The following is a 12,200-nucleotide window of genomic DNA, read 5'->3' on the forward strand; positions in this document are numbered from 1 at the left end:
GAAAAATGAAACAGCGAGAGTTAATAAATAAATATAGTAATACACTCTCTGTGACCTGCTTTGTCACTGTATGTATGATGCCAACATTTTACGCGTGGGGGGCGGAAGGCACAACCTACGAGTTTAACAGTGGATTCATAGTAGGCAGCAAAGATAATGTTGATTTAGAACGCTTCAATACTGCTCCAATTAGTGAAGGTAAATATTCTGTTGATGTGTATACCAATGATAATTGGAAAGGACGCTATGATTTAAATATTGTTCAACAAAAAGATGGGAATTTAGGTGTGTGCTATACGCCAGCTATGTTGAGCAATTTTGGTGTTGATGCAGAAAAATTAAACCCACAACTAAATTCACAAGAATCCACCTGCTTACCTCTTAAAGAGTGGAATAATTTGAGTGAAGTGAATGATAAATTTCACTCATCTAATTTACGTCTAGATATTTCAGTACCCCAAATTTATGAACAACGTTTATCACGCGGGTATGTTGCGCCACAATTCTGGGAAAAAGGAATACCAGCACTTAATGTAGCCTATATGGCTAACTATTATGATAATCATACGAGCGGAGCTCAGGGGCAAAATGATGCCAGTGCGTATTTAGGATTAAATGCAGGGTTATCATTCGATGGCTGGTTGTTAAAACATATCGGTAACTTAAGTTGGCAACGTTCAGGAAGCACCAGTTGGAACAGCAACCAAACTTATTTACAACGACCTATTGCAAGTATGAAGTCAAAAATGACCGCAGGTCAGTTTTATACTGATGGCGATCTGTTTGACAGTATTAGCTTGCGTGGTGCAAAAATTGCGACAGATGACAGCATGTATCCTGATGGAATGACATCATATGCACCTGAAATTCGTGGTGTTGCCCAAAGTAACGCATTAGTCACTGTACGCCAAAATGGCTCGATCATTTATCAAACCTCAGTACCACCAGGGCCGTTTATTTTAAATGATGTCTATCCATCCGGTTACGGTAATGACCTAAACGTCACCGTTAAGGAAGCAGATGGCAGTGAAAGTACTTTCAGTGTGCCATATTCATCGTTAGCACAACTGTTACGTCCGGGCTTTACACGTTATCAAGTCGCTGCTGGTAAGTCTGATACCGATGGTTTGCATCATCGCCCTTATATTATGCAAGGTACGATCCAACACGGCTTAAATAATACGTTTTCACTTTATGGTGGTGTTACGGCATTTGATGACTACCAAGCTTATTTAGTTGGTACTGGTATTAATACGGGGATTGGTGCGTTAGCACTGGACGTGACGCAATCTCGAACTGCGTTAAAACATCGAACCGATAATGGCCAAAGTTATCGTATCACTTTTAACCGACTGATATCGCAAACTGATACCAATATTTCATTGGCTGCGTATCGTTATTCAACGAAAGACTATTTTAATGTTAACGATGCGCTGTATGCGATCGATTATGATAAACGTGGTCTTTCAAATAACCGTTGGCGTGAAAAAAATGGTTTTAGCTATACAGTAAACCAAAACTTACCGGATGGATTTGGTGGGCTGTATTTTACAGGTCGTATATCAAGTTATTGGGAACGTTCTGGCACTGAGAAACAGTATCAGTTTAGTTATAACAACCAATATCAGCGCCTCTCTTATTCCATTAATTTTATGCGAGTCTACTCGGATAATAATAACTCACATGGAAAGAAAGACGACCGTATTAGCCTAAACCTAAATATTCCACTCTATTTTGGTGACAGCAGAAGTACCACATTAACCTCAAACACCGTATTTAATAATGAGAAATTTGGCTCAACTCAGCTCGGTGTTAATGGGGCACTAGATGATGAGAATAACTGGACTTATGGGCTAAATACCTCAACGGCTAGAGGTGGTGAACACAGTGTTGCAGTAAATACGGGTTATCGTACTCCTTATGTCAATACCAATGCTAATTATAGTCAAGGGCAAGGTTATCGCCAATTTGGCGTTGGTGCGAATGGCTCTGTTGTTGTGCATTCAGGGGGCGTTGTACTCACACCAAATACTGCAACGACAATGGCGTTGATTGAAGCCGAAGGTGCAGAAGGCGCTTCAATTATCAGTGCTCCAGGTGTACGCGTCAATCGAGGTGGTTATGCACTAGCACCATATGTACGACCTTATCGTATTAATAATATTGAAATTGACCCTAAAGGCAGTGCTGAAGATATCGTGTTCGAAAACACATCAAGCCAAGTCGTTCCTTATGAAGGCAGTATTGTTAAGGTGAAATTTGGCACTAAAGTTGAACGTAATCGGACTTTTAACGTTGTGCGTCTCGATAAAAAGCCAATGCCATTTGGCGCGGAAGTGACTAACGCTGAAGGTGAGTCAATTGGTGTTGTCGGACAAGGTGGCACGGTATTTATTAGTAACGAAGATGCCAAAGAAGCTATTGTGAAATGGGATAATGGGCAATGTGTATTTTCTCTGGAAGCAGGAACCAGTAAGGATAGTGTATGTCGATAAACACAATTTTACGTAATGGAATAGCACTGGCAGCAGTGCTATCGAGTATCCCCGCGTATGCTACATGCACCCGAAATAGTTGGGTTCCAGCCGAGAATATCGACATGCAATTTGGCCGAGTGGTTGTCTCCCCAGATCTTCCTGTAGGTAGTGTGATACAAGAAAAAACATGGCCGATGAAGGAAACTGGCAGTTATTGGGCACAGTGTTATGGTGGCACTGTTTTAGATGCCATTATAACAGCAAAGGGGCTGACTGAGGGGCCAAATAAAGTCTATAACACGAATATCCCAGGGATAGGATTGCGTTTCCAACGTATGGGGGCTGTAGCAATGACCTACCCAGATACGTTTAAAGTTAGTGGGAGTAATAGACAAAAGATCAATGTGTATTTAGCTGGCTCAACATTTAAGTTACAAATCATTAAGACAGCAGAAAATACAGGCTCAGGGCGAATTACCCAAGGTGAGTATACTCGTTATGGTTACAAACCTAATTCAGTTGAACCAGCGATTATTACTTATTTATCGGCTGATGCCATTACCATTGTATCGCCATCTTGTAAAATTATGACAGGTAAAAACCAAGATGTTCATCTAGATACGGTTAAGCGCACCGATTTTAAAGGTCGAGGAACTACTGCGGGTGAGAAAAAGTTCCCTATTAATTTAATGTGTAATGGTGGAGTGAGTATTTCTCCCGATTCGGTTTCTGTAAACATGAGTTTCTATGGAAGAAATGCACCGAATACCAACCCTCAAGATGGGGTTCTGGATAACACTGCAAAATCGTCCCCGGCACAAGGTATTGGTGTGCAAGTTCTTACCGACAAGGGAGTAAAATTAACTTGGGGTAAGAGTTATAAGGTTGGGGAGTTAACAACTGCACTCGATAAATATATTAATACGAACTATATTGCTCGCTATTACCAGTATGGAGACAAAGTGACTGCTGGTGATGTGCAGGCTGTGATGCAATTCAACATAACCTATGATTAATAGGGGAGCCCAATGAAAAACTGGATAATACTGATGCTTTTTTCAGCGGTAGGTTATGCAAATGCATTACCAACTTTTGAAACTAACTATGATGAAGGCAAGGTATCTTTTGCGGGTAAAGTTGTTGATGTTTCGTGTGTAGTTTCCGTGAATGACCAAGGAAGTGATGCGAATATCTATCTTGCTCCAATTTCACTTATGGAAATTCATAATAGTGAAGGTGGTGCCTATTTAAAATCAAAAATGTTTACTATCAAGTTATCACAATGTCAATCTGTTGAGCATAATGGTGAAGTTGTTGATGCCGATCTCAATAAAATCAGTGTAACTTGGGCGGATGGTTACTTGGTGCCGAAAACAAACTTTGAAACTGCGGGGCTTCTGAAAAATATGTTAGTTGATGGTGCAAAAAATATTAACTTTGCATTATCCATCAATAATAACACGATTCTAGATGCTGATAATAAAATTATTCCAGCAGATCCTCAGCAACTTAAAGTCACGCCGAAAATATCGGATAATAAGGATGCAATTTTCCAATATTATATTGGTTACACAGCAGAGAAGGCGAGTGATGTGACAACTGGGTTGATGGCAAGTTATGCGACATATGAAATCCAGTATAATTAACATATAAAAACATGTAGGTTAAATAAAAATAACATAGCGATTTAATCGCTATGTTATTTTTTTTGTTTAGGTGATTAGGTTTGAAATATAATTGTCTAATTACAGATGTATCATAAATGTAATAATATAGATTGAAATATTAGAGCGAGTTTTTAGAGTGAATAATAACACTCTCTGCTGTATATTTTAGCTCTTGACTCTTAATATTAATTGTTTCATCTTGCATAGAGTAATCCTCTTCAGTAATACATCCTTGAAAGAACCAGTCTATAGGGCATTTCAACGCAATCGCTATGCTAACTAAGTGATTTAGAGGTATTTTATTGATTCCATTCTCATAGCGAGAGACTTGCTGTTGGCTGATATTTAATTTTTTGGCTAAATCAGCCCCCGAAAGGCCTAATTCTTTTCGCCGTGTTTTTATCTTAATTCCAATAAAATAATGAATGTCCATGTGACACCCTCGATTGATAAAGGGATTGTAGAGTATAATGCTAATGCATTATAAAATTATACAATATATAAAATCTTAAAAAAACAATTAATTTCAATATATCGGTTATTTAATTTAGCTAAGCCATATATTGAAAAGACCTTACAATTTATATTAGTAAGTGTTCTCATGTGTTAATTAAAATGAGAATAATAATTATAACAGAAATATTACTATATAAACATTTGATATAAATTAATTGTTTTACTTTTTGTTTTTTAGTTTTTGTATTTGATTATTTTAAGGCTTGATTATATTTAAATAAACCTTATTCATTTTTTCTTTTATCGATACTCGATTATGGATATGTCGTTCTCTAATATATAACCTTAGATGTTAGTGATATGTATCTAAAAAGCTATTAATTTTCACGGTAAGTATTTTTATTGAGGGTTTCATTGGTATATAAAAATATTAACATTAATTAATATTAAGGAAATTTAATGTTTATTGCTGTTTTACGGAGGATTATTGAATAAAAATTCACGTGGTAAATATACGTATGCTTATAATACATTATTAAAATAATAATAAAGTAGAATGAAAAAATTCAATAAGTATATAATGAAATTAATCAATTAACTGTAATTACGGTCTTGAGAGGGGAGTGCTAGAAAGGATTGTAATTATTAAATCTATTTATAATCAATTACTTATTTCTTCATTCTAATCAGAAGGAGAGTAATATAAATTACATTTTAATAACAAAAAAATGCAAGATATAGATAAGCTCATCATAGATCCCTAATGACATAGTAAAAATAACTATTAATGTAAAAAAGCTAACAGAAAGCAGTTTCGCCATAATTAATTGATAAAACTCTATTGGTAAATATGTGTTTATAGTTTTAGTATAACTGAACTTAAATATTAAAAATGATGTAATGTGTAAACATACATTTCTGGTAGCGCATACTAACAACTAACGCCATTGTTCAGGTGTTTTTTGAAGTTATAGACTAATTGATCTGATTAGACCAGTTTTTTATGCTGTATATATGGTATAATACAGTGGTAGAAGTCGGTGATATTGGCCTGAATTACTGCAAATTGTAACAAAATTGAATGTTCACAAAAGGGCGAAATGAAGAGGTTCGCTGATAAATATCTTGCATAACTCATCGGTTAGAACAGATTTAGTGGTGGGTTACTTAAAGTTAATGAATTTTACAATTTTGTTACATCCATGCCTTTCGCTATACTAACATAATAATCAATATGATTGTCACCACTTAAATGAAGAGGATCTTATAATGAAACTCTATCTTTATGATCATTGTCCGTTTTGTGTTAGAGCAAGAATGATATTCGGATTTAAAAAAATCGCTGTAGAGCAGATATTTTTGATGGAAGATGATAAAGCGACGCCAACCAAAATGATTGGCCGCAAAATGTTGCCTATTTTGCAAAAAGATGATGGTGACTATTTACCAGAGAGTCTAGATATAGTTCATTATGTCGATCAGCTAGTAGAGCCAGCAATCGCTCAACATGCTGTTTCTCCAGAGATTGATAAATGGTATAACACCGTTTCAACTACAGTATATAAATTGGTTGTTCCACGTTTTACACAAGCCGATTTTCCTGAGCTAAGGACCCCAGAGGCGAGAGCCGCTTATATTGAAAGGGAAGAGAGTGCTTTTGGTGATCTGAATACGTTATTAAAAGAAACGCATACATTAATTGTGGAGCTTGAACCACATATGGATGCTTTAGATGCATGGTTAGAAACGCGTAATAGCAACAATATTATGGATGATATTATTATCTTCCCTTTATTGCGCAGTTTATCAATAGTGAATGACTTACCGTTTAGCACCACTATACTGAATTATATGAAAAATATCGCTCAAATAACGGGGGTAACCCTGCTGTTTTCACAAGCAAGGTAAAGTTAGCTATTTTGAAACCGTGTTATTATCAAGCAAAAATCCCATTATTCATGACAAATAATGGGATTTTTAATTAGTCGTCACTTGAAAATAAAGAAAAATTAATTAACGTAATCTTTCAAAACATAAACCAGTTTATACCTACCTTGTGACAAAGTAAGCTTTTTATCATTATAGGATATATCAGCACCTTCGGTTAGCATACGTTTAATTAATGGATCCCATTTTGATAAGTCTTCATCAACGCACTCTAATTCTGTTTTGGATAGATGCTTAACAACAAGCGTTGCATTATTGATCCGACCCATTCCATGAAAATCATTGCACATAGTGGCAGAGACAAACATTTTTTCGCCAAAGGACAAACTAGGAACGCCGACTTTACCAACGATGGGGTGCCCATCAACCTCTGTTAGTACAAAATTATGATGGATTAACTGTTGCTCAGTCACATTATCGCTGTTATCAGCACTCACATTTTGGGTTTGGCAGGCTGCTAATAAAAAACCCAATAGTGTTAAAGGGATTATCCGTTTCATTATCATTTTGCCTCTATTAGGCTTTGACAATGTTAGGACAATCTTCGCCATTATTAAGTTGGCGGATGTTCCCTAAAGTTGTTTCGCTGATACTGGTTAATGCTTCTTCCGTTAAGAAAGCCTGGTGACCCGTAAATAGCACATTATGGCATGATGAAAGGCGACGGAAAATATCATCTTGGATAACGTCATTCGATTTGTCTTCAAAGAACAATTCGCGTTCATTTTCATAAACATCCATACCAAGAGAGCCAATTTTCTGTGCTTTAAGTGCACTAATGGCTGCAACAGAATCGATGAGAGCGCCACGGCTTGTATTGATGATCATTACGCCATTTTTCATTTTATTAAATGCGTTTTCATCTAATAAATGGTGATTTTCGGGCGTGAGAGGGCAGTGTAAAGAGATAATGTCAGAATTTTTGTATAAAGTATCTAAATCCACATATTCTGCACCTAAATCGAGGACCACTTGATTTGGGTAAGGGTCATGGGCGAGTAAACGCATACCAAACCCTTTTAAGATCCTCAGCGCGGCTTGGCCAATTTTACCCGTGCCGATAATACCGACAGTGCGGTTATGCATATTAAAGCCCGTTAACCCTTCTAAAGAAAAATTAGCATCTCGGGTACGTTGATAGGCTCGGTGGATACGACGATTAAGGCATAACATCATCCCCACGGCATGTTCGGCAACTGCTTCAGGTGAATAGGCGGGCACACGCACAACTTGGATCCCAAGCTCTTGTGCTGCGACTAAATCAACATTATTAAAACCTGCGCAACGTAATGCTAAAATGCGGATATTAAGCGCCGCAAGCTCTTCTAATACTTCACGGCTAGCATCATCATTAACAAAGATACATACGGCATCAGCGCCGACAGCATTTTTTGCTGTTTGTACTGTTAATGGAAAATCAAAGTATTCGATATTAAAATCAAACTCGGATCCTTGATTGACTTGATCCATATGTTTACGATCATACTGTTTAGTACTGTAAGAAACGATTTTCATCTAAGAAACTCCGTGTACTATTCGTTAGGAACCCAAAATAAGGGGTAGCTAAAAAAGTGGCTACCAAGCATTAAGGTCAGAATAAGATAATTATTACAGTAAATCATCAAAAAAATACTGAAAGCGCGCCTTTATTGCGCTTTAATTGGTGATTGTAGTCGTTTAAAGATATAACGATCTTGATTAGCACCAATATTCACAATCGATATAGATAAAACAAGGAAGCTGTTTGATGAAAAGGGCACTTAAAATATTACTCTTAAGCGTTGTAGGATGCGTTGTGCTCTTATCTATTTTATGGGTCACAGTAACCCGTTGGCTTCCTATTGTTGCAAAATCTTATTTACCCGAAAACGTGACGCTGTCATTTAGCCAGCCTGTATATCGTCATGACCAATTAATTGTTGATAGCATACAATTGAAGGCAGGCGACTGCTTGTGGTTTGATGCTAAAAAGAGCCGTTTTTCGCTTTTTCCATTACATTTAGCAATTAATGAGTTAACTGAAGATAATCAATGTTTAAGTCAGTTGTCTTCAGATGAAAAAGATAGCGAAAGTACACCACTATCGGTGATTGAATTGATTGATAACTTACCTTCATTTTCATTGGTCATTGAAAATGCCAAGGTATCGCCTTGGGAAGAGTATCAAGGCAGTATTTGGCTGTATCGAAATGAAGGGACGCCATTAGCTTTAGATTATCGTGGTGATAAATTATCTTTTTCAACTAATATCACTGCTAACCATCAACTCAATATTGAACATTTTTCCGTTCAATTACCAGAACAAGAGCAGCGCCTTGAACTCGATGGCGAGTTAAGCTTACCACTAACGACAGAATCACTTCCGACATCAGGCATACTCTTTGCTGAATTTTTATTAACTCAGCCAAGCAAATCCCTGTATGCGAAATTGCGGTGGCTGGATGATCAAGGCACATTGTCTTTATTTGATAAGCAAAGTGGTCAAGAAATTTTTCATTTGCCTTGGCAAGTGTCAGCCAACATGATCCGTATTGAGGATGGGCGTTGGCAGTGGGAAGAGAGTGAGGTTCCATTACATGGCGGTATTTCGTTACAAATAGAGAATTGGCAGTCGGGCCTGAGTGACATGGTGATTAGTGGGCGTACTAATATGATGACCGAGGCTCAAAAAGGTAAAGCGAATTTAGTATTAAATTTACCAGCTAATAAAATTAATTTACTCGATGCAGATATTCATTTTCAGCTAAATGGGCAATTGAAATATGATGATATGGTTTTAGATATCAACTTGCCGTCAAAAATATCGGGTCAATTAATTTCGCCCGCAATTTCATTTCTTCCCGGCTCACTCTTACGAGCTTATGGGCGTGTTTCACCGACGCTACTATTACAAGAAGCACGCTTACCTTTAGCGGGTACTTCATTGAGTGCGGAAGGGATCACCGGGCGCCTCCAAGCTATTTTAAAAGTGAAAGAGCAGTATTGGGGGGATTTCGCCATTCATTTAGATGGTCAGGCGAATAAGTTTATATTTGATAAAGGTAAGTGGTTTTGGAATTATTGGGGAAATGCACAATTACCGGCTTTAGCGGCGCATTGGGATATCAAAGGGCAAGGTAGTTGGCAAGATTCGTTAATTACCCTAAATACGTTAAACACTGGGTTTGACCAAATAAAATATGGTTTGCTTTCGATGACGGCAACACGCCTTATTTTAACAAAACCTTTATTTTGGCAACGTGATCCGGCTAAAGAGAACTTCCAAGGTGAACTCCAACTTACCAGTCACCGAATGCAATTTGGAGCCGCAAGCTATTTGCCTAAAACGACTGTTAATGCGGCTCTAAAAGGTAAATCACCGGCTGATTTTCAGTTAAAAGCTGATTTAAGTACTAAAGACGTAGGGCCAATTGTTATTTTTAGTCGATGGGATGGCGAACGTTTTCGGGGGCAAGCGCGTTGGCCAGAACAATCAGTGAGTGCATTCCAAACATTGATCCCAAATGATTTAGGGATCACCTTGCGTGAAGGAAAACTTTTTTCACAAGCCGCTTTTTCGATTGATCCAGAAACCGGTTTTATCGCGGGAGGGCACTGGCGTGTAGAAAATACGGGAATGTGGCTTAAAGATGGTGAAGTGAGTGGCTTAGATTTCGTTTTACCTTGGAAATTACAAAATAGCACATGGACGTTAGGTGAAAAATCGGCTGTACAATTACGTATCAAGCAATTAAATAATTTGTTTGAACTAACCGATATTCGAGCCGATTTATCAGGTACTTACCCGCCAACAGATGCAATGCCATTAAAATTGAGCCAAGTTGGTTTTAATTTATTAGGGGGGAAGGTAGAGCTTGATTTACTCCGTTGGCCACAAAAACAGCCAGCCACAATCAGACTACATCAAATTGAATTAAGCCGATTATTTACCATACTCAAAGTAACTCAGTTTGCGGCCTCTGGTCGCGTTGATGGGGAATTACCTTTTTACCTTAATAATCCAGAGTGGATCGTTAAAAATGGTTGGTTAGAAAATAGTGGCCCGTTGGCCTTGCGTCTTGATACTCAGTTTGTTGAGTCAATTAAGGCTGATAATATGTCTGCAGGAGCAGCGATAGGTTGGTTGCAATACTTGGAAATTTCTCGCAGCCGTACCGATGTGAATATCACCAATTTAGGCTTGTTGACAATGAAAACCATTATCCAAGGTTTTAATCCTCAAGAATCTAAAAAAAGAGAAGTCCACTTAAATTACACACATGAAGAGAATATCTTCCAATTATGGCGTAGCCTACGTTTTGGCAGTAACTTAGAAGAGTGGCTGGAAAAAAATATCTAAAGGAATAAGGATTAACAGTGAAAATAATCGCGACGAGTGTATTTACATTGATGGCAATGATGCTGACAGGTTGTTTGCGGGTTGAGGTAGCGACACCTGATAAACCCATTAATATCAACATGAATGTTAAAATTGAGCACGAAATACTCATTAAAGCTGATAAGCAAGTTGAAGACTTACTTAAAGAAAATAGTGATCTTTTTGGTAAGGTGGAAGCACAATGAAGACCATTTTCCAAGCGTTGATGATATCCGGTTTATTTGTTTTTTCGGCTGCTGCACTAACCGTTGATGAGGCAAAAAATCAAGGGTTAGTTGGTGAAACATTATCGGGTTATTTAGCGGTAGTTACCCACGGTAATGCGGAAGTTGATGAGCTTGTCACTGAAATTAACCGTGAGCGTGAAATCAAATACAGTGAAATTGCGAAGAAAAACAATCTAAAAACTAGGGATGTGGGCAAAATAGCGGGGCAGAAACTCGTTGAAAGAGCCGCGAGTGGGGAGTATGTACGCGGTATTAATGGTCAATGGCTGAAGAAAAAATAATATGCGCATGATTTGTTCACACGCACATCATTGTAAGGTCAATTGCGGTTAAGCGATAACCGTATCGATGCATTGACGAGCATCTTGCTGTGCTTTTTCAGCCGATTCAGTACCTAATGCAGTACCCTCAGCAAAAATAAATTCGATATCGGTGATACCGATAAAGTTTAAGAACAGTTTTAAAAATGGAACAATAATGTCAGAAGCCGTATCTTTATAGATGCCACCTCGGCTGGTTAACACAAATGCACGTTTATTTTCTAATAAACCGACTGAGCCTTGTTCAGTATATTTAAAGGTCTCTCCCGCTCTTGCAATAAAATCAAAGTAATTTTTAAGATGGGAAGGGATATTCAAATTGTACATTGGCGCAGTAATGACAATCACATCATGTTGTTTGATTTCATCGATCAATTGGTTAGATAATGCTAAATGCGCTTTCTGCTGTTCAGTTTTACTGTCGCCTGGTGCGAAAGCTGCTAAAATTTCCGCATCAATCGCTGGAATTGGGTTGCTGACAAGATCACGGATGGTTATGCTATCGCTCGGGTTTTTTTCTTGCCATTGTTCAATAAAGTAATCTGCCATTTTGTTACTGTGTGAATAGTCTGCCAGAATACTTGATTTCAACAACAATACTTTTTTCATCGTTTTACCTTAAAACTCATTGATTTATATCGTAATTAATAATACAGATTTTAATCATCAATGAAAGAAAGAATTTTAGAAGAGTTATATCAAAAAAATTGATGTTGCCATTTATTCTG

The 12,200-nt window shown here is 37.5% G+C and carries 11 protein-coding genes; 7 read left to right on the forward strand and 4 right to left on the reverse strand.

The genetic code is table 11. From position 1 onward, the window contains the following. The first annotated feature begins 5 nt into the window (after positions 1-5). Genes PR709_RS12070 through PR709_RS12080 form a run of 3 tightly spaced genes read left to right on the forward strand, consistent with a single transcriptional unit; the run spans position 6 to position 4,123 of the window. On the forward strand, positions 6-2,495 hold the full coding sequence (locus PR709_RS12070; RefSeq protein ID WP_040133104.1) for a fimbria/pilus outer membrane usher protein: 2,490 nt from the start codon (positions 6-8) through the stop codon (positions 2,493-2,495). Further along, positions 2,486-3,493, forward strand: a complete 1,008-nt coding sequence (locus PR709_RS12075; protein ID WP_004919539.1) for a fimbrial protein — start codon at positions 2,486-2,488, stop codon at positions 3,491-3,493. The genes PR709_RS12070 and PR709_RS12075 overlap by 10 nt, the downstream gene beginning before the upstream one ends. A 12-nt stretch (positions 3,494-3,505) precedes the next feature. Then, the gene (locus PR709_RS12080; RefSeq protein WP_004919541.1) at positions 3,506-4,123 is read left to right on the forward strand and encodes a fimbrial protein; all 618 of its coding nucleotides are present in this window, start codon (positions 3,506-3,508) and stop codon (positions 4,121-4,123) included. A gap of 139 nt (positions 4,124-4,262) precedes the next feature. On the opposite strand, the gene PR709_RS12085 is transcribed toward PR709_RS12080, so the two are convergent. Beyond that, positions 4,263-4,577 (reverse strand): helix-turn-helix domain-containing protein, encoded by a 315-nt coding sequence (locus PR709_RS12085; protein WP_004919544.1) that lies wholly within the window; start codon positions 4,575-4,577, stop codon positions 4,263-4,265. 1,292 nt (positions 4,578-5,869) lie between these two features. On the opposite strand from PR709_RS12085, the gene grxB reads away from it, so the two are divergent. Further along, complete coding sequence (gene grxB, locus PR709_RS12090; protein ID WP_042116564.1) at positions 5,870-6,508, forward strand: glutaredoxin 2; 639 nt, start codon at positions 5,870-5,872, stop codon at positions 6,506-6,508. 101 nt (positions 6,509-6,609) lie between these two features. Here the strand turns inward: grxB and PR709_RS12095 are convergent, their stop codons facing one another. Both PR709_RS12095 and PR709_RS12100 read right to left on the reverse strand, forming a co-directional pair. Continuing rightward, positions 6,610-7,047 (reverse strand): META domain-containing protein, encoded by a 438-nt coding sequence (locus PR709_RS12095; RefSeq protein ID WP_014658307.1) that lies wholly within the window; start codon positions 7,045-7,047, stop codon positions 6,610-6,612. Positions 7,048-7,063: 16 nt separating this feature from the next. Then, entirely contained in the window at positions 7,064-8,062 is a 999-nt protein-coding gene (locus tag PR709_RS12100) for a 2-hydroxyacid dehydrogenase (RefSeq protein WP_004919549.1), read from the reverse strand. A gap of 232 nt (positions 8,063-8,294) precedes the next feature. On the opposite strand from PR709_RS12100, the gene PR709_RS12105 reads away from it, so the two are divergent. Genes PR709_RS12105 through PR709_RS12115 form a run of 3 tightly spaced genes read left to right on the forward strand, consistent with a single transcriptional unit; the run spans position 8,295 to position 11,433 of the window. Continuing rightward, positions 8,295-10,886 (forward strand): YdbH family protein, encoded by a 2,592-nt coding sequence (locus PR709_RS12105; RefSeq protein ID WP_004919551.1) that lies wholly within the window; start codon positions 8,295-8,297, stop codon positions 10,884-10,886. 50 nt (positions 10,887-10,936) lie between these two features. Further along, on the forward strand, positions 10,937-11,110 hold the full coding sequence (locus tag PR709_RS12110; protein WP_004919554.1) for a YnbE family lipoprotein: 174 nt from the start codon (positions 10,937-10,939) through the stop codon (positions 11,108-11,110). Beyond that, the gene (locus tag PR709_RS12115) at positions 11,107-11,433 is read left to right on the forward strand and encodes a YdbL family protein (protein WP_004919556.1); all 327 of its coding nucleotides are present in this window, start codon (positions 11,107-11,109) and stop codon (positions 11,431-11,433) included. The genes PR709_RS12110 and PR709_RS12115 overlap by 4 nt, the downstream gene beginning before the upstream one ends. A 48-nt stretch (positions 11,434-11,481) precedes the next feature. On the opposite strand, the gene PR709_RS12120 is transcribed toward PR709_RS12115, so the two are convergent. After that, entirely contained in the window at positions 11,482-12,081 is a 600-nt protein-coding gene (locus tag PR709_RS12120) for an FMN-dependent NADH-azoreductase (RefSeq protein ID WP_004919558.1), read from the reverse strand. Positions 12,082-12,200: the final 119 nt, after the last annotated feature.

Source organism: Providencia sp. PROV267 (assembly GCF_028477825.1).
Classification (GTDB): Bacteria; Pseudomonadota; Gammaproteobacteria; order Enterobacterales; family Enterobacteriaceae; genus Providencia; species Providencia stuartii.

Bases quoted from the DNA above. Each gene is read 5' to 3' on its own strand.
- PR709_RS12110 (WP_004919554.1), top strand. From the start codon at position 10,937: ATGGCAATGATGCTGACAGGTTGTTTGCGGGTTGAGGTAGCGACACCT.
- PR709_RS12080 (WP_004919541.1), top strand. From the start codon at position 3,506: ATGAAAAACTGGATAATACTGATGCTTTTTTCAGCGGTAGGTTATGCA.
- PR709_RS12100 (WP_004919549.1), bottom strand. From the start codon at position 8,062: ATGAAAATCGTTTCTTACAGTACTAAACAGTATGATCGTAAACATATG.
- PR709_RS12075 (WP_004919539.1), top strand. From the start codon at position 2,486: ATGTCGATAAACACAATTTTACGTAATGGAATAGCACTGGCAGCAGTG.
- PR709_RS12120 (WP_004919558.1), bottom strand. From the start codon at position 12,081: ATGAAAAAAGTATTGTTGTTGAAATCAAGTATTCTGGCAGACTATTCA.
- PR709_RS12095 (WP_014658307.1), bottom strand. From the start codon at position 7,047: ATGAAACGGATAATCCCTTTAACACTATTGGGTTTTTTATTAGCAGCC.
- grxB (WP_042116564.1), top strand. From the start codon at position 5,870: ATGAAACTCTATCTTTATGATCATTGTCCGTTTTGTGTTAGAGCAAGA.
- PR709_RS12085 (WP_004919544.1), bottom strand. From the start codon at position 4,577: ATGGACATTCATTATTTTATTGGAATTAAGATAAAAACACGGCGAAAA.
- PR709_RS12115 (WP_004919556.1), top strand. From the start codon at position 11,107: ATGAAGACCATTTTCCAAGCGTTGATGATATCCGGTTTATTTGTTTTT.
- PR709_RS12105 (WP_004919551.1), top strand. From the start codon at position 8,295: ATGAAAAGGGCACTTAAAATATTACTCTTAAGCGTTGTAGGATGCGTT.
- PR709_RS12070 (WP_040133104.1), top strand. From the start codon at position 6: ATGAAACAGCGAGAGTTAATAAATAAATATAGTAATACACTCTCTGTG.